Here is a 19,190-nt window from a genome sequence, read left to right as displayed (position 1 = left end):
TGATAGGTTTTTCGGGCAGATGGATCATGAAGATGCTGCTAGCACCAGGTTCATTTGCCCGGATATAACACTCCCGGAAAAAATAATGCTTGATAATGATATATAAAGTGAAATTAACCTGGATATGGTGTTGGCTGAGCTTTTGTTTCATAGCTGTAGCGACTGCCGGAGCAAATGGGATACCCAAAATCCTGGCATCTGATTATTATAAGGTAGTTGCCCTGGATAGTAGCGGAGACTATACCAGCATACAAGAGGCCATAAACAGCTCAAAGGCATTTCCATACCAGAGAGTAATTATCAAAATCAAGAATGGTATTTACCGGGAAAAAGTCAGGATATATGCCTGGAACCCTCATGTGTCATTGATCGGTGAAGACAAGGAGAAAACCATCATTGCCTACGATGACCATTTTAAGCGGATAGACCAGGGAAGAAACAGTACCTTCCATACGGCAACTCTGGCTGTAGAGGGGAATAACTTTTATGCCTCTAACCTTACTATTCAAAATACCGCCGGTAATGTAGGGCAGGCCATAGCACTCTCTGTAAATGCGAACAAGGTGGTAATTGAAAACTGTAATATTGAAGGTAATCAGGATACCCTGTATACCTCCGGAGAAGGTTTTCGTCAGTATTTTGATCGCTGCCATATCGAGGGAACGACCGATTTTATATTTGGCAATGCCACCGTCTTATTCACCAATTGCACCATCCATAGCAAAGCCGATTCTTATATAACCGCTGCTTCAACACCACAAAATGAACCCTTCGGGTACGTCTTTATGCACTGCACCCTTACTGCAGATGAACAGGTAAACAAGGTCTACCTGGGGCGGCCATGGAGGAAATATGCCAAAACTGTTTTTGTGGAAACAGCCATTGGAGATCATGTGGTCGCTGAGGGATGGAGCAGCTGGTCAGGAGAGGAGGCCAATGATGCATTTTATGCTGAATATAACTGTACCGGGCCAGGGTATAAACCTGAGGCCAGGGTTTCATGGTCTCATCAGCTTACTGCTGCTGAAGCAACGAAATACAACCTTGACAATATACTCGGAACCGGAACCGCCATGTCGGAAGAGCCATGGTATTTATTAACTAAAACCAAAACCAAATAAACTGTCTATGTGGCTATAGAATAATTATTTCATTTTACCTAAACCCCATATCCTATGAAAAACAAGACGCTAATAGTAGCACTCTTATTGGCTCTCTCATGGACCACCTCCACGGGAACCGACTACTACGTGGCCACCAATGGAAGTGATTCCAACTCGGGAACATCAGTTTCAAGTCCGTTCGCAACCCTTCAAAAGGCTGTAGGTGAAGCTTCGGCAGGAGATTATATTTACCTGCGAGGAGGCGTGCATGTAATGTCCGCATCACCTTTTGTGATAACCAAGAACGGAAGCTCAAGCGCAAGAATTTATGTTTTTGCCTATTCGGGAGAGAACCCCATTTTACAGTTTAACAATTCGGTAAGCTCCTCTAACCGTGGAGTTGTGCTGGATGGTGATTACTGGCACTGGAAAGGTATAACCATAGAAAGGGCAGGTGACAATGGTATGCTGTTATCAGGGAATAACAATATCATTGAAAACTGTATCTTCAGGAGAAACAATGATACCGGCCTTCAACTGAGCCGGTACAATACCAGCGCTACAAGTATCAGCCAATGGCCCTCCAACAACCTTATCATTGGCTGTGAGGCTTATGACAATAAGGACCCTGATAATGAAGATGCAGACGGGTTTGCAGCAAAACTAACTTCGGGTACAGGAAATGTCTTCCGCAATTGTGTATCACATCATAACATTGATGATGGCTGGGATCTTTACACCAAGTCCGACACCGGACCGATTGGCAAAATATTATTTGAAAATTGTATTGCTCATAACAACGGTACACTTACCGATGGCACCACCTCAGGTGGTGGTGATAAGAATGGCTTCAAACTGGGATCTTCCGCCCATAATATCGACCATGAACTGCGCAGATGTATTGCTTACAATAATGGCAAGCATGGCTTTACCGACAATGGTAACGTAGGGAATATTAAATTCTACAACCTTACCTCTTACAACAACGTCGGATATAACTATCACACAAGAGACAATGCCTCCCATACATTCAGAAATTGTGTCACCCTAAACGGTGGACACACGGATAGAATCGTAGGGGATGCGTCGCTGTCATGTAATGCATTGGACGATACTGATACCAACTGGACTATTACTGCCGGCTCTTCCGATTTTCAGACCCTGAACCCGGGGCCAAACTCCAATCCAACTTCAAATGGCTTTTTGAATCTTGCTTCTTCAAGTGCACTTATCGATAACGGGTGCAGCGTGTCCGGTGTAAGTTCCAATGGTTCTGCGCCTGACCTGGGAGCTATTGAATACGGAGGGTCAACTCCTCCGCCATCTGGAGATACCTATACCCTGACTACCAGTGTATCCGGCTCTGGTTCTGTTTCAGGTGCAGGCACTTATGATGAAGGTACCACAGCTACAGTGACTGCTACACCTGCCCAGGGCTGGTCTTTCAGTAACTGGACGGGCGATGCCAGTGGAAGCAATACAACGGTTTCCATTGTCATGAACTCTGATAAATCAGTTACTGCCGTGTTTACCCAGAATGTGCCTCCTCCAACAGGCGATGGCGATCGCATTGAAGATACTGATTCGCGTTTGATATCTTTTGACGGTTCAATAAAGTCATATGCTAATGCTGACAATGGACAGGCCATTAATTTAAGCAATGACCCCGACAAGCGGATTGTCTGGAATTATTCATCCACATCTTCATCGCAATACACTATTACTGTGAGATACACCAGAAAGGCGTCTATGAATCCATCCGTGGATATAGATGTGAATGGTAATCGTCAGACAGTGTCTTTGCCGGAAACTGCTGGGAGTGAGTTCGCAACTACTGCCTTCACCGCCAGTCTGGCATCAGGAAATAATACCATAACACTAATCACTAATGCAGATGGTGAGAGTGCCGACATCGACTGGATAGAATTCGGAGGCGGGGATAGTACCCCCCCGCAGGACAATGATGACGTTATAGCTTTACAAGAAAATGAAACAGGCTTCTGTGCCGTCGACGGGATGGTAGACAACATACATAGCGGATACACCGGGTCAGGTTTCGCTGATACTGAGAATGTTTCCGGTAGCGGTGTCCAGTATAAAGTTAATGCTTCTGCCGGACAGGCTGGTATAGAGATACGGTATGCCAATGGTTCAACTTCTGACAGATCGGCCAATATACTGGTCAATGGAAGCATAGTGATTTCGGGCCTGAGTATGCCGGCTACAGGTGCCTGGACTTCATGGGCAACTACTTCCGCCAACATCAACCTGGCGAGCGGAACCAATGACATCACTATAGTATCAACTACGAGTGGTGGCCTGGGAAATATTGACTATTTACAGATTACAGGACCTTCTGTTTCGGCAGCCTCATGTACCAGCTCGGCAGCTTCCGTCAACCTGACAGCATCGGCAGGTGACGGGCAGGTTTCCCTGTCATGGGCTTCTAACGATTTGGGCAGTGGCTATGGTCAGGAGGTCTACCGTGATACAGACAGCGACCCTTCAGGTCGTGTTCGAATTGCCGTGGTAAATGCCGGTGTTAACAGCTACAACGATGAGGCAGTCAGCAATGGTACCCAATACTATTACTGGATCAAAGGCAGAGACGCTAATGGAGATTTTGTGAACTCAAATGCCGCAGGGGCCAGACCTGCCGGGGCAGGAAATGTAGATAACAGTACCATGACAGGCTTTGCGACTGTACCCGGCGATGGGATATCCACAACTACAGGTGGCGAAGGAGGCAACGTAATAACCATCAGCAACCTGGCAGAGTTAGAGGCATGGGCGGCTTCCCGTGAGGATAACTACAATGCCGAAATTGTATATATCAATGGCAGGATAAGCTCGTCATCCAGTACTTTGATTACTATCAAAAGAGGCGCAAACATCTCGATCCTCGGACTGGGAAGCACGGCAGAGTTGCAAAATATAGGGCTCAATATCAGGGATTATAATAATGTGATCGTCAGAAATCTCAAGATCAGAGAGGTGCTTTACCCTAACGATGCACTTACCATTGATGGTTGCAGCCATGTTTGGATTGATCACTGTGAACTTCATAGTCAGATTGGCGATGGTATAGGTGTAGATACATATGATGGCCTTTTGGATATCAAGAAAGGATCCAGGTACGTGACAGTGTCGTGGTGCTACCTGCATGACCATATGAAATGTTCACTGATAGGGCATACCAATAATTCAGGTCAGCAGGCCACTGACAGCCAGATGAAGATCACCTATCACCATAACTATTTCCAAAATACTGATGGCCGGAACCCAAGTATCAGGTACGGAGCTATTCATATGTACAATAACTACTTCGATGGCATTGGTGATTATGGCATTGCTGCCCGCATAGGGGCTCACGTACTGGTGGAGGGCTGTCACTACAACAACGTAAAGTTGCCCATGACCACTGATAAGTTCCCCGTTGATGGCATGCCGAACGGATATATCTGCGAAAGCGGCAACCTGTTTACCGGCTCAACCGGTGATGTGGAAATTTCTCAGACAGGTTGTGACTGGTGGAATTCATCAACACTGCCATACCAGTATTCGGTGGATGATGTCAGCACCGTTGCGTCGGTTGTTCCTGCCAATGTGGGAGTCGGGAAGATTTCCGTCCTTTCTTCCGAAGTTGCCAGGGCAGGTAGCCAGTCCTCCAAATCTGATGCTAGTGCTTTAACTCGTTTTGAAGCTTACCCTAATCCTTTCAGAGGTGCCGTATCTATAACTTTTAGTACGCAGAATGATGAATATCTGTCATTTAAACTTTATGATATGAGAGGAAGGATAGTGGGCGAGTTTGGAGATGCCCGTTACAGCAAGGGGATTAACACGATCACCTATGAAAATGATAAATTGAAAAATGGTATTTACATATTGAGTATGCAAAATGCAAAACGTAGTTTGAAAAAAATAAGATTGATTGTTCAGTAGAAATAATTTTATGGATGAGTGAGGTATGTCTCAGGAGCTTTTTAAAGGTTCCTGAGACGACTTCATTTATGGACTTGTATTAAAATGATTTTAGAAAGTATGACGCGGATAAGCCTTAGCAACATTGGAAAAATTGATCAGGTATTTTTACTATGCGCACTTTTTCTTGGGAGTATTCTGGCCGGATGTAACAACGAAAGACAGAAGACCAACGAAGAGCAGCCTGAAAACAATGAGCAGCCAATGGCTGATCCGTTTGCAGAGGCAGATAAGATTATCAGTAGTATTCCTGCCCCCCACTTTGCCGACACCTCATTCAATATAATGGACTACGGTGCCATAGGGGACGGTTCTTTTGATAATTCTGAAGTTTTGGCGAAGGTTATAAAAAGCTGTTTTGAGGCAGGTGGAGGAAAAGTTGTAGTACCTGAAGGTAAATTTCTCACTGGCCCGATCCATCTGAGAAGTAATGTAAACCTGCATCTGGAAAGTGGAGCAGTAATTCTCTTTACCACTGATCAAAAAGCCTATTTACCCGTGGTGCATACCTCTTACGAAGGGATTGAACTCATGAATTATTCTCCCCTTATTTATGCATATAAGCAAAAAAATATAGCCATTACAGGTCAGGGCACATTCGATGGGCAAGCTGGCAACAACAACTGGTGGCGGTGGTGTGGAAAGGATGTTTATGGATATAGAGAAGGAACCCCTAAGCAGCAGGACGAACATAATTTGCCCCGGTTGTGGAAAATGAGTGAAGATAACGTTCCTGTTGCGTTGCGGGTCTTTGGTGAAGGGCACCAACTCAGACCTTCATTCTTTCAACCCTTTGAGTGCGAGCGTATACAGGTACAAGGTGTAACCTTCACGAATGCTCCGTTTTGGGTATTGCACCCGATCAAGTCCAGGGATATAATCATTGATGGAGTAACCATTATAAGTCACGGGCCTAACAATGACGGCTGCGACCCGGAATATTCCAAAAACGTATACATTGCCAACTGCACTTTTGATACGGGCGATGACTGCATAGCTATAAAATCAGGAAGAAACTGGGAGGGCAGAAGGGTCAATATACCCAGTGAAAATATAGTCATTGAAAATTGTAAAATGAAAGACGGGCATGGCGGCGTGGTAATGGGTAGCGAAATGTCGGCGGGAATAAAAAATGTATATGTAAGAAATTGCAGCATGGACAGTCCTAACCTTGACAGGGCTTTTAGAATAAAAACAAACACCCTTAGAGGTGGATTTGTCGAAAATGTTTACTTCAGGAATATCAAAATAGGCCAGGTGAAAGAAGCTGTTTTGAAAATTAACACCCACTACGGTACTTATGCCAATCAGGAAGGTGAATTTATGCCTTACATTAAGGGTATTCATCTGGAAGATATCTACGTAGAGGATGGTGGAAAATATGGCGTATTGATTAACGGAAGGGAAGCAAACCCGGTAAAGGATGTTTCGCTTACAAATGTGCATATCCAAAAGGTTACTGAACCGGTTTCAGTAGAGAATTCTGACCCGGTTCAATTTATAAATACAACAATAAATGGTACCAAATATGAATAACGTGATGATAAACAAACTTTTGATTGCTGTAATACCAGTATGTGGTTTTCTGTCTTGCAAGACGGATAAGACCGAAAATAAAATGAACATCTCCGCTGAAACTTCAACTTCCGGAGTATCTGCTTCCGGGACTTATGCGGAGCTTTCCGTAAAAGAGGGCGGAGCATGGAAGGAGGGTAGCTATGAAGGCGGACAATTCAAAAACATAACCGAATTTGAGTGGCCCGAAGGACTTGCTGATCATTCCTATTATCTCAGGTATGAAGGCCCCGGATGGGAAAATAGCCGGGTAGGTTACCGGTTATACCTCGACTGGAGAAATGCCATCGATATCTTTGGTAAGAAGGTGGATACTGTGGTACTAAGCCATGTAGGCCAGGACGGCTTTGATTCGTACCATGAAAGTGCTGATTGGGGGCAGGATATCCTGAAGGTAGGAAAATCCCTGGGCATTGGTTCGTACGGGCGACTTTTGGATGACTCCGTGGTCCATTTTCAAAAAGTGTCTAAAACAATGGCTAAAATCAGCAATACAGCGAGTAGCTCTTCCGTGGAAATCGACTATAAGGACTGGCAGTCCGGTGCTGATACTGTTGACCTGGCCACCCGGCTGACTATCTATCCGGAGGGCAGGTATACAGAGGTATCCCTTGATCCTTCCAAAGCCATTCCGGGTATTTGTACGGGTATCGTTAAGTTTGACGACATTCCACTGATGAAAAAAGAAGGACAGGAGTGGGGTTATATTGCCACCTATGGAGCCCAAACCCTTGTCCGTGATCAGGATCAGCTTGGGATGGCCATTTTCTACAAAAAGTCTGATGCCAGGGAGGTTACCGAAGGTGATCATGACCATTTGGTAGTGTTTAATCCTACCGATGGGCCGGTTACATATTATTTTATGGGAGCGTGGAGTCAGGAAAAAGACGCAATTAAAAATGAGAAGGAATTTGTTAGGCACCTTGATAATAATCTTGATCAATTGGATAAAAACGGTAAGCTTTAAATTAAAGAAGGACTTTTTTGTATTATCATAATTGCATATATTACTGCATTCAAAAATGTTGTTTAAACAACAAGCCATAACTAACTAAAACATTATCAACGCTTATCAACTAAAATTCCGTGAAACATATGAAGAAACTATGCCGCTCTATGCTTGCGGCGGTATCTATACTTGCCTTTACATGTATAGGTGGCAAAGGGCATGCCCAATGCACAGCAGGTTATTCATCCGGTGACCTGGCCGTGACAGGCGCATGTACTATCAGTACTGATATCACTATTACCGGAAACTTATCTTTATTGAGTGCAGCATCCTTGGTGATCAACCCCGGAGTGACCGTTACTGTACTTGGAGATCTGCAAACCGGGTATATGGTAGGTACACTTAGTGTATCGGGTGGTGGCACCCTTGATGTTGCCGGGAGATTTTACAATAATGTCAGGACTTCAACATCTTTTACTTTTTCAAATGTTACTGTTACCGTGGGCAACAATGGAGGTGCCAGTACCAGCCTGAACAATTTTACGTCCACTTTGAGCCTCCTGAACGGCACCTCATTCACCGTGACCGCCGGAAACTTCGAAAATGACAATGGCACGAGCCTTACTATTGACAACTCATCGCTTGATATTTCCTCAGGCAATTTTATTAATGATTTCGAGGCAGAGACCATCGTTCAAAATGGAGGCTCGCTCACGTTATCCAATGGCAATCTTATTACTGAAGATCAGTCTCACCTTATGGTAGACAACAGTACGGTAATTGTGTCCGGTGATTTTAACAATGACTATCATGCCTTGCTGGATGTGCAAAATAACTCTACTTTCATCATAGGAGGTGACTTTAATAACGGGTATAGCTCCGGTGGAGAAGTTACAGCAGGTTATGTTAACATTGACGGGTCAAATGTGAGCGTTGGAGGTAGCTTAAATAATGATTATGGCAGTGACATTAATATTGATGGAGGAGGAACGCTTGCCATCACCAATGACCTGACCAATGATCAGGCGGCCACCATAGATATACCCAATGGCTCGCTCATTGTAGGAGGGACGATTACCGATGATTTTGGAGGTATAGGTGCTCCATGCTCTGATGGGTGCTGTGGAAACGGATGTGTATTGCCGGTTACCCTGGTGGAGTTCGACTACGACCTTGTGGATGGCCATGTGATACTGAACTGGATGACTGCCTCTGAACTTAACAACGATTACTTTACTATAGAAATATCTTTAGACGGGCAACTCTTTGAATACGCAGGTAAGGTGTCCGGATCGGGAACCACAGATGATTTAAGGAGGTATCATTGGGTTGATGAAGTGCCCTTGAACAGTACTACCTATTACAGGCTCAGGCAGACTGATTTAGATGGTACGTTCGAATACAAAGGTTTAATAACGGTAGATTATAATAATCCGGAAGTGTATCTGGCTGTATCACCAAATCCTGTAAGGTCGGGTGACTCGTTCACTGTACTTGGGCAGGACCTGAGCAATAAAGTTTGGGAGATACAGACAGCAAACGGGCTGGTTGTGGCGAAAGGAAATTTTGAACAGGCGGCAACAGTGGGCACCACAGGGATGGAGAGCGGGATTTATCTGCTGAACATAAGCTCTAATACTTACCTGAAAACTGTTAAGATAGTAATTAAGTAATGCGCCTGCCGGCCGGGTAGTTATTAAAATACAAAAGGGCCGTCTCTTAAATTTAAGAGAGCGGCCCTTTACCTGCGAAAAAATCCTTCTCCTTACTTCAGTTTGATCTGTGTACTGCCCAGGTAAGTGCTCTGATGGTAGATGTCTATCTTGTAAACACCTTTTTTAAACTTCTCAGCAGGCTTATAGGAGAGTGCGACTCGTTTAGAGTTTGTGCCCGCATCCGCCATCATGTTAGTAGAAGCCAGTAAAAGGGGTTCAGCTTTATCTATAATCGTATAGCTGACCTCTTTGGAGTTCGCACTGCTTGCTTTTTTACCATCGGGAGTAATGATGGTTAATGTCAGGTTATGGGCGAGAGAAGCAGGAACATCGAAACCAAGTACGATCTCTTTGGTTTTCTTTGAGTTGATGGTGAGTTTTTGGTTTTTCTTCAAGGCTTCAACTCCATAATTGTCACCTGCACTCTCATTCAAAAAGCTGTTCCTTTTACTCAGCTCGCCATTGTTTTTTTCCAGGGTGGCAACCGTGTTTTGCAGGTATGAATTTTTAAATTTCATATCCGCCAGCGATTCATTAAGTGCAGTAATCTCCTCTTCCATTTGCTTTTTATAGTTGGCAAGCTCTGCGGCCTGCTTTTTATATTTAGAGTCACTCAATGCTTTTTGCTTCAAAAGAGAGCTTAATTCACTTTCCTTTTGAGTCAGCTTTTTCTGCATATCCGCCAATTTACCATCAATCTGCTTGTTTTTGCCCTGATAGTTGCTGATATCTGCTTTTAGTTTGGATATGTCCTTATCAAGGGCCAGCTTTTGAGAGAGCATTTTCTCAGATTTTAATTTCTCCGTTTTCAGATTCCTGCTCAACGTTTTGTTGTCAGAAGAGTAAAAGAGCGCAAACCCCAAGGCAGTGAAAAACATAACTGTAACCACGCCGGCAATAATTTTTTCTTTTGAAGTTTTCATTTTGTAAATAATTATACCTTCTATAACGCTGCCGGCATTAAGGAGAGATCAAAATGAAATTAAAAAGAGATTAAAAAATGCTGGTTGGAAGTGTAATGGCCACTGTGGTTCCGCTGCCGGCCACCGAGGTTATCCGCAGGGAGCCTTCGTGGATATCGATGATCCTTTTTGCCAGAGAGAGGCCTATACCATGGCCTTTTATGGATACAGCATTGGTTGCCCGGAAAAAGGGTTGCATGATCTGGTCAATTTCATGTTGTGGTATGCCGATTCCGGTGTCGTGAAATTTTATTTCAAGCATGCCTGTTTCCAGGGCCGATAACCTTACCTGTACCTCATGATCGGGAGAAAATTTGCAGGCATTATCTATCAGGTTAGAGAATACACTTCTGAGCATTTGCTCATTGCCTTTCACGGTAAGCTGCTTTTCATCATCTATTTTTTCAGATAACGATATTTTTATCTTGTAATCGGAGTGAGCCCCGTTTATTTCTGATGCCAGTTGCCACATGATAGAATCTACCCTTACCATGGAAAAACTCTCCGTGAATGATTCTGTCCGGGCCAGCAGCAACAGTTTATTGGTCAGCTCCGCCAGATTCTGGATGTCATCGCGAACAGATGTCATGGTTTTAATATAAAATGCCTGCTCGCGTTCTTTAAGGAGTGTAACGTCGATCTGGGAGAGCATGGAAGTAAGCGGAGTCCTCAGTTCATGAGAGGCGTTTGATATAAAAGCTTTTTGACTTTTAAATGCATCCTGAAGCCTGCTTAGCATTTTGTTAAAAGTGATGGCCAATACAGCTACCTCATCCCTGCCATTGCCTTCGCTGATCCGTGTACCCAGATTCCCGGCACCTATGGTGTTCACCTCATCCACTACTTTGGAAATGGGCTGCAACGCAATGCGTGCGTAGATCAGGCCGACGGCAGCTACTGCAATGATCGAAAGGAAGAAAACAATGATCAGTATATTTCTTAAATTCTCAAGCTTACTTTTACCGAAGATATCATGTGCAGCCGCGATGACTACAAAACGTTCGAATTTATCTGAGTAAAGCATCCCAAGAATCTCAACCTCTTCCTGTCTCCATTGCACCTGACCTTCCAGTCTGATCTTATCCAGAGTTTCGGGAGTTATGATTACCAGATTATCTTCGTCCGTACTGAAAATTTCATTGTTATTATAGTCGTAAATGGAGATTCGCTCACTTGGTAGCTTAATAGGGTTTGCCGATTCAATTTTTCGGAGGAGCTCTGCATCCACCTCTTCAAATTCAATCAGAAGCCTGGCGGCTGTAGTGGCTCTCGATTCCAGTCGCCGGTAAAACTCTTCTTGCCTGTAACCGGCAGAAGAAAGGTATATGGAGATTGAAGCTACCAGCCAGATGCTGCTTACCATCATAAGCAGACGATAGGTTAGTTTTGACTTGATATTCATTCCCGGTCATCAATAAAGTAGCCCATACCTACCCGGGTGTGAATAAGTTTATGATCAAAGTCCTTGTCGATTTTCTTTCGCAGTATATTGACATAGACATCAACTACATTAGTACCTGTATCAAAATCAAGCTCCCAGACCTTTTCAATGATCTCCAGCCTTGAAAGCACCCGCCCCTTGTTGCGCATGAGAAACTCAAGAAGCATATATTCTTTTGCGGTAAGGTCTATTTGCCTGCCATTCCGGATGGCAACCTTTTTTGTGAGGTTCAGCTCCAGCTCACCTACTTTTATTGAGGAGGTAGGATTGTCTACAGATGATCTGCGTTTGCTTACGGCCTTAATTCGGGCAAGGAGTTCCCGAAAGTCAAAAGGTTTAACCATATAATCATCAGCACCGGATTCGAGCCCTTCTATCTTATCGTCAGTCGTTCCCAGTGCGGTGAGCATAATGATTTTAATGTCGTTATCCTTGTTGCGTATTTCACGGCAAATTTCAAATCCGCTCTTTCCTGGTAAAATTGCATCAACGATCAGTAAGTCGTAGCTATACTGGTGTAAAAGTTTTAAACCCATAGAGCCGTCGTAGGCAATATCCACTTCGTACTCATTCTCTTCAAGGCCTTGCTTCAAATGATTGGCGACCTTCACCTCATCTTCCACTACCAGTATTTTCACTTCTTATGTGTTTATTCTTTTAAAAACTGAATTGGGATTGCTACCCTGGTCTGGTCCCACATGATCATGAGGTCAGCAGTATCGTTTTTTTGCTCGAAAGTAATGGTGAACGGTTCCCATACCGTACCTTGTATGTGCTGAGTGGGCACATCAAACCTCATAACATCAGCTTCCTTGTTATAATTATAAGCACCCCATTGCCCTAGTTCTGCATTGATAATTAGCGTCCATTGGTTCTTTTGCGGAATGGTAAAGATCGAGTAAGTGCCCGTCTTTAATGTATCACCATTCATAAGTATATCTCCTGTAAGCGTTATTTCAGTTGCCTCATTGGCGCCTGTTCTCCATACATGGCCATAAGGTACAAGGCCCCCGAAAATATCTCTGCCTCTTTTATGAGGCTGGCTATAAGTTAGCTTTACATAGGTCTCATCGTATTTCATGGTAACAATTGCTGCGGGACTAGGGCGGGGTGTTACCGCCTCCTGTGCAAAAACATTAGACTGGAAGGCTGAAAATAAGATAATTAAAAAAGTGAGGTATCGGAATCTGGAATTCATAACTTTGCGTTGATTTTGATCTGCGGTTAAATATACGCAACTTCTGAACAAATATTGTACCGCACAAAGTAAACGATAGACCCACATGGAGCGTCCGGAATTCGATGATATTTTTATGGAACTGGCTGTTAATCTGGCCAAAAAGTCTCATTGCATAAAAAGACATGTTGGAGCCGTTTTGGCCAAAGACACGCGCATTATTTCCATTGGTTACAACGGGCCACCGGCCGGCACACATAATTGCGATGAGCAGTGGCCGGATCAGGGCTGCCCGCGAGACTCAAAGGGCGGCTGCTCGCTGGCTATACATGCCGAGCAAAATGCATTGCTTTATGCCGTTAAGAATAAGACTGAAGTAAACGGAGCCACCTTGTACGTTACACTCGCACCTTGCCTGGCATGTGCGAGAATAATATTCACCATGGGAGTGAGCAAAGTGATTTACCTCAATTCATATGCAGAATATAAGGGCATAGCAAGTGATGAAGGGGTTGACTTCCTGACAAAATTTGGCGTTCAGGTGGAGAGATATCATGGCAATATTGCTCACGCTACCGCCCTTACCTGATCATGCCGATGATTTGGAGGAGTCAGATAATATTCACTTCAGCATTAAGCTCAATACCAAATTTTTTGATAACTGATAACCTGATCTCTTCAGCAAGTTGCCTGAGCTCGTCCCCTTTACCTCCACCATAATTGACCAGTACCAGGGCCTGGTTTTTATGTACCCCTATATTGCCACGGGTTACCCCTTTCCAACCGCAGTGTTCAATAAGCCAACCGGCGGGCACTTTCACGCAGTTGTCAGGCAGATCGTATCCGGGTATTTCCGGATATTCTGTTTTTAGTTCTTCGTACTGAATACGATCGACACTCGGGTTTTTAAAGAAGCTGCCGGCATTACCAATTTTTGCAGGGTCGGGTAGCTTACTTTGTCTTATTTTAATTACTGCACGGCTGACATCCTGAATGGAAGGCTTTTTCACCTTAATTTCTTCCAGAGTTTCTGAAATAGCGCCGTAAGAAGTGTTGATTTGATGGTTTTTCTTAGTCAACCTCAGGGTAACATGTGTTATGATGTACTGCCCTTTAACTTTATTTTTAAAGATACTTTCACGATATCCAAAACGGCAGGCTTCTTTATTGAACTTTTCAACCTCGCCGGAACTGATGTTTACCGCCTGCAAATTTTCAAATACCTCTTTTATTTCTACACCGTACGCACCTATATTTTGCATGGGAGCTGCACCTACGGTTCCGGGTATAAGAGAAAGATTTTCTATGCCACCCCAATCGTTTTCCAGTGCATATAGTACAAAGCTATGCCAGTTTTCCCCGGCACCAACTTTTACAAGTACGAAATCATCCGTTTCGTGAACCACCTCCTTGCCATCAATACTGTTTTTAATCACCAGGCCATTAAAATCTTTGGATAGCAATACGTTACTACCACCGCCAAGAACAAGCAGGTCATTGTCTCGGGCAGTTTCAGACCGGAGAGTTTCCTGCAATTCGTCGATGGACTTTACTTCAACAAATACTCTCGCATTGGCTTCCAGTCCGAAAGTATTCAAAGATTTAAGGGATACGTTTTTTTGGATGTGCATACTTCTTGCGAAATAAAGAAATCTCAAGCTAAAGTAGGTATGAAAAATATATTTAAAATACATTAATTATGTATTCTCGATATAAACAAAGTAATATAAATTCTGTGCCTGGGGGGGGTACATGCATCAGAGGCCCGATTGTTTGATATTTAAAGGCAAAATTCCTTAACTTTTAAGTATATTGAGCATCAAAATCGTTAACATGTTAAAGCTTATAACCTCATTGCTCTTGTTGTTTATGGTTCGACCAGTAGCATCTCAGTTATATCTCCAAAAGGAGCCGTTTGCACATACATATTCTATCGTAGCCCGCGACCCTGATACCGGTGAAATGGCCGTTGGTGTCCAAAGCCACTGGTTTTCGGTAGGTACTGCGGTAAGCTGGGGCGAGGCTGGTGTGGGTGTGATAGCTACACAATCCTTTGTGAATAAATCATTTGGAATAAGAGGACTTGAGCTTCTGAAGAACGGCAAAACTGCTGAACAGGCACTCAAAATTTTGCTGAAATCAGATGAAGGCCGGGAGGTAAGGCAAGTGGCCATTATGGATGCCAGAGGCAATGTTGCCACGCATACAGGAGAAAACTGTATTAAATATGCCGGGCATCAGCAGGGGGACAACTATTCTGTACAAGCCAATATGATGCTGAATAAGGATGTATGGCCGGCCATGGCTGCTGCATTTGAGAAGAGCAGAAAACTGCCGTTAGCTGAACGGGTGCTGATAGCACTTGAAGCAGGAGAGGAGGCAGGTGGTGATATCCGGGGAAGGCAGTCGGCAGCATTGCTGGTAGTGAAAGGAAAGCCGGAAGAAAATCCCTGGAATGACCCCATGATCGACCTGAGAGTGGATGATAATGAGGAACCGCTTGTTGAGCTCAAAAGATTGCTCAAGATATACAGGGCCTATGAGCACATGAATAAAGGAGATCTGGCTGTAGAAGTAGGGGATATGTCGCTTGCCTTGCAGGAGTATGGCAAAGCCGAATCTATGTTTCCCGAAAACCTCGAAATGCAATACTGGAAAGCCGTGGCCCTTGCCAACAACGACAGACTGGAGGAGGCCTTACCCATATTTAAGCGCATTTTCAGAGAAAATGAAAACTGGCGAGAACTAACAGAGCGCTTACCGGAAGCCGGCCTGCTTGATTTGAAGAAACGTGAGCTTAAGAAGGTATTGAAGCTGAAGTAATATTGAAGCTAACTATGATTCAATATGCACGTTTTAATCCATGCACTTGATGTCTGAGTATGCTAAGAAATACTAAAGATATCCGATTACTGTTTAAGACTATGGCAGTATTTACTGTCATAGCAATGGTACTACTGGTTTTTGGTAGCCATTCCAAAGAAACAAAATATCCTCTTATAGGTAAAAGATCATCCTTACAAGGCAGGGTAATAGCTACCGGAGCGAGTCAATCCGTCGCATATGTGGAGATTGATAATGGTTATGAATTCAAACTTCCTTATGCTCGAAATAATCTTTATACTCCATTTTATTTGAATAGATTTATTCAAGTAGGGGACTCTCTTTTTAAAAATCAGGATAGTGACACATTAGCCATAATCAGAAATGGAGACAAGTTTATCTTTGTTTTGGGAGAAGAACTTAATGATATATTCAGGCCTTGAATGTATGAGTATTGCAAAATGTCTGGCACTGTTGCAGCTTCTAGCCATCTTCTTCCCAGCGGATATCTCTCGAAGATAACACCACGATTTGAGCTGCATACCTTTGATATTATGCGGGTCAGGCTTAGCGGGCACCTTAACTTCTAACTTCTGGATCCCATAATTAAGTGTGTAGTCCATGGTTATATACTGCCCCTGCTTCGAGAGATTCTGAATATTTTCTATGCAGTTCGGCAGTGATAATCTATTTATAGAAAGAAAGTTTCAGAATGACGATCTATAGTCTTTTCCTTTCTCCTTTCTTTTCGAGGTTAAAGATAATCTAATTTAACCTTTCTAATTTCCTCCTTCAAACATAGGACGAAATGTTTTTTGTTCTAAAAACCACCGATCACCGGTCACTCTTTTACGAATTTCCCCTTCACCTTTTACCAATCACTCCTCAACCAATACCAATATTTACCAATACTACTCCCGGTAAATCAACCAGTTAACCGGCTCATCACCTGCCCTGAAATGACTTGATTGAAAACCTCAATATCGCTATCAATAAAATCGATCTTTTTCGCTTATCTGAGAGGTGACAAGCTGTTAAACTTGTATAAATTTTAACAAACTTATTTCAACCTTGAAGCATATGAAAAAGACACTTACATTTTATGTGTTGTTTGCACTGGGAGCAGTAATGACGGCTTGCCAGGAAAAACCCACACAGGAGGTGGAAAAGGTGGCTGAAGTCGACGGAAAATCCGGAGCCACTAAAAAGAGCAGGTCAAACATGAACGCCAACAGCAATAGCGACTGGTGGCCGAATCAACTGAACCTGAGCATACTTCGCCAAAACTCTTCCCTGTCCGACCCGATGGAAGAAGATTTTAACTACATTGAAGCATTCAACAGCCTGCCTTATGACTCAGTAAAAAGCGACATCAGAAAAGTATTGACTGATTCTCAGGATTGGTGGCCTGCCGATTTTGGTCATTATGGCGGTTTATTCATCAGAATGGCGTGGCATAGCGCCGGTACTTACCGCTCTGCCGATGGCCGTGGAGGTTCGCGTGCAGGTCAGCAACGCTTTGCCCCGCTTAACAGTTGGCCCGATAATGCTAACCTGGATAAAGCCAGGCGCCTGATCTGGCCTGTTAAGCAAAAGTATGGCAACAAAATCTCATGGGCCGATTTGATGGTGCTGACAGGGAATGTGGCGCTTGAAGACATGGGATTCAAAACGTTCGGTTTTGCCGGAGGAAGAGAAGATGTATGGGAACCTGAAATAGATGTATATTGGGGTGCCGAAGGAAAATGGCTGGCCGACAGCGAGAGGTATTCAGGGGACAGAGAACTGGAAAACCCTCTGGCTGCAGTACAGATGGGATTGATCTACGTAAATCCTGAAGGCCCTAACGGCAACCCTGACCCGCTACTTGCTGCTGAAGACATTCGGGCAACTTTTGGCAGAATGGGAATGAATGATGAAGAAACCGTAGCTTTAATAGCAGGAGGGCACACTCTGGGCAAGGCACACGGAGCAGGACCAGCTTCTAATGTTGGGGCAGAGCCAGAAGCCGCAGGTATTGAAGAACAGGGATTTGGATGGAAGAGCAAATACAAATCAGGAAAAGGTGCCGATGCTATAACTTCTGGTTTGGAAGTAACCTGGACAGCCACTCCTACCAAATGGAGCCACATGTTCTTCTTTAGCTTGTTTGAAAACGAATGGGAACTTACAAAAAGCCCTGCCGGCGGACATCAGTGGGTAGCCAAGGGTGAGCCTAAAATGATGGTACCTGATGCTTATGAGCAAGGAAAAACCCATAAGCCTACCATGTTCACCACCGATTTGTCCTTAAGGATGGATCCAGGTTTTGAAAAGATATCCAGGAAATTTTACGAAAACCCAGAACTGTTTAATGATGCTTTTGCCAGGGCATGGTTCAAACTCACTCATAGGGACATGGGGCCTAAAACCACTTATTTAGGACCGGAATCCCCTACAGAAGATCTGATCTGGCAAGACCCGATACCTGCGGTTAATCATGAATTGATAAACTCAAAAGATATTGCAAATTTAAAGTCGCAGATACTAAACTCAGATTTATCGATCAGTGAAATGGTTACTACAGCATGGGCCTCGGCTTCTACCTACAGAGGGTCAGACAGAAGAGGTGGTGCCAATGGTGCACGAATTCGTTTGGCTCCTCAGAAAGACTGGGAAGTGAACAACCCTGAGCAACTGGCTAAAGTGCTGGGTGTATTGGAAAATATTCAGAAGGATTTTAATGCAAAGTCAGGCAGCAAGAAAGTTTCCATGGCTGACCTCATCGTATTGGCAGGTACTGCAGGTGTGGAAAAAGCCGCTGCAAATGCGGGATACTCAGTTAAGGTACCCTTTATCCCCGGACGTATGGATGCCACTCAGGAGCAAACCGATATAGAGTCATTCAATCTGCTTGAGCCTATGGCCGACGGTTTCCGCAATTACCTGAAAACAAGGTATACCATCTCTACGGAAGAGTTACTGATTGACAAAGCGCAGTTATTGACCCTGACAGCTCCTGAAATGACTGTACTGGTAGGGGGAATGCGAGCAATGGGTGCTAATTATGATGGTTCAAAGCATGGAATATTCTCTGAAAAGAAAGAGGCGCTCACCAATGATTTCTTTGTTAATCTTTTGGATATGAGTACTGAATGGAGTGCAGTAGATGACACAAAAGAAAAGTTTGAAGGCAAAGACAGAAAAACAGGCGAGGTGAAGTACACTGCAACCCGTGCGGATTTGATCTTCGGTTCTAATTCAGAGCTTAGAGCATTGGCTGAAGTGTATGCAAGCACTGATGCCAAAGAAAAATTCGTTCACGATTTCGTTGCTGCCTGGGACAAAGTAATGAAACTTGACAGGTTTGATTTGATCTATCCGCAGAACTAAAACTGATAGATTTTAAAGTCAGGTTAAAGGCCGGTTCGCAAGGACTGGCCTTTTTTGCATTTTAGACTCTTATAGAGAAGTCAGATTTG

14 protein-coding genes are annotated in these 19,190 nt (G+C 43.9%); 9 read left to right on the top strand and 5 right to left on the bottom strand.

What is annotated here, in order from left to right:
- Positions 1-95 precede the first annotated feature (95 nt).
- The 5 genes from LVD17_RS26340 to LVD17_RS26320 all read left to right on the top strand — a co-directional run bounded on the left by LVD17_RS26340 (position 96) and on the right by LVD17_RS26320 (position 9,284).
- A complete protein-coding gene (locus LVD17_RS26340; protein ID WP_233763015.1) occupies positions 96-1,121 on the top strand; it encodes a pectinesterase family protein in 1,026 nt (341 codons plus the stop codon).
- Positions 1,122-1,175: 54 nt separating this feature from the next.
- Positions 1,176-5,048 carry a right-handed parallel beta-helix repeat-containing protein gene (locus LVD17_RS26335; RefSeq protein WP_233763013.1) on the top strand — a complete coding sequence of 1,291 codons (3,873 nt, stop codon included), beginning with the start codon at positions 1,176-1,178 and terminating at the stop codon, positions 5,046-5,048.
- 99 nt (positions 5,049-5,147) lie between these two features.
- Positions 5,148-6,623: a glycoside hydrolase family 28 protein gene (locus LVD17_RS26330; RefSeq protein WP_233763011.1), complete on the top strand. Its 1,476-nt coding sequence runs from the start codon at positions 5,148-5,150 to the stop codon at positions 6,621-6,623.
- 82 nt (positions 6,624-6,705) lie between these two features.
- On the top strand, positions 6,706-7,629 hold the full coding sequence (locus tag LVD17_RS26325) for a DUF4861 family protein (RefSeq protein WP_233763009.1): 924 nt from the start codon (positions 6,706-6,708) through the stop codon (positions 7,627-7,629).
- 128 nt (positions 7,630-7,757) lie between these two features.
- Complete coding sequence (locus tag LVD17_RS26320) at positions 7,758-9,284, top strand: T9SS type A sorting domain-containing protein (RefSeq protein ID WP_233763007.1); 1,527 nt, start codon at positions 7,758-7,760, stop codon at positions 9,282-9,284.
- Positions 9,285-9,376: 92 nt separating this feature from the next.
- Here the strand turns inward: LVD17_RS26320 and LVD17_RS26315 are convergent, their stop codons facing one another.
- From LVD17_RS26315 to LVD17_RS26300, 4 genes are all read right to left on the bottom strand, one after another.
- Complete coding sequence (locus LVD17_RS26315) at positions 9,377-10,249, bottom strand: DUF8428 domain-containing protein (RefSeq protein WP_233763005.1); 873 nt, start codon at positions 10,247-10,249, stop codon at positions 9,377-9,379.
- A gap of 70 nt (positions 10,250-10,319) precedes the next feature.
- A complete protein-coding gene (locus LVD17_RS26310; RefSeq protein WP_233763003.1) occupies positions 10,320-11,690 on the bottom strand; it encodes a sensor histidine kinase in 1,371 nt (456 codons plus the stop codon).
- Positions 11,687-12,367 (bottom strand): response regulator transcription factor, encoded by a 681-nt coding sequence (locus LVD17_RS26305; RefSeq protein WP_233763001.1) that lies wholly within the window; start codon positions 12,365-12,367, stop codon positions 11,687-11,689. The genes LVD17_RS26310 and LVD17_RS26305 overlap by 4 nt, the downstream gene beginning before the upstream one ends.
- Before the next feature lie 11 nt (positions 12,368-12,378).
- Positions 12,379-12,927 (bottom strand): DUF2911 domain-containing protein, encoded by a 549-nt coding sequence (locus LVD17_RS26300; RefSeq protein WP_233762999.1) that lies wholly within the window; start codon positions 12,925-12,927, stop codon positions 12,379-12,381.
- 85 nt (positions 12,928-13,012) lie between these two features.
- Between LVD17_RS26300 and LVD17_RS26295 the strand changes: the two genes are divergently transcribed.
- Positions 13,013-13,495: a deoxycytidylate deaminase gene (locus LVD17_RS26295; RefSeq protein WP_233762998.1), complete on the top strand. Its 483-nt coding sequence runs from the start codon at positions 13,013-13,015 to the stop codon at positions 13,493-13,495.
- Positions 13,496-13,517: 22 nt separating this feature from the next.
- On the opposite strand, the gene murB is transcribed toward LVD17_RS26295, so the two are convergent.
- On the bottom strand, positions 13,518-14,537 hold the full coding sequence (gene murB / locus LVD17_RS26290; protein WP_233762997.1) for a UDP-N-acetylmuramate dehydrogenase: 1,020 nt from the start codon (positions 14,535-14,537) through the stop codon (positions 13,518-13,520).
- Between the two features lie 202 nt (positions 14,538-14,739).
- On the opposite strand from murB, the gene LVD17_RS26285 reads away from it, so the two are divergent.
- The 3 genes from LVD17_RS26285 to katG all read left to right on the top strand — a co-directional run bounded on the left by LVD17_RS26285 (position 14,740) and on the right by katG (position 19,101).
- A complete protein-coding gene (locus LVD17_RS26285) occupies positions 14,740-15,729 on the top strand; it encodes a DUF1028 domain-containing protein (RefSeq protein WP_233762996.1) in 990 nt (329 codons plus the stop codon).
- A 101-nt stretch (positions 15,730-15,830) separates the two neighbouring features.
- On the top strand, positions 15,831-16,172 hold the full coding sequence (locus tag LVD17_RS26280) for a hypothetical protein (protein ID WP_233762995.1): 342 nt from the start codon (positions 15,831-15,833) through the stop codon (positions 16,170-16,172).
- Positions 16,173-16,857: 685 nt separating this feature from the next.
- Complete coding sequence (katG, locus tag LVD17_RS26275) at positions 16,858-19,101, top strand: catalase/peroxidase HPI (protein WP_233767992.1); 2,244 nt, start codon at positions 16,858-16,860, stop codon at positions 19,099-19,101.
- The last annotated feature ends 89 nt before the right edge of the window (positions 19,102-19,190 follow it).

The organism is Fulvivirga ulvae (assembly GCF_021389975.1).
Classification (GTDB): domain Bacteria; phylum Bacteroidota; class Bacteroidia; order Cytophagales; family Cyclobacteriaceae; genus Fulvivirga; species Fulvivirga ulvae.
This window is presented reverse-complemented; position numbering and strand designations above follow the sequence as displayed.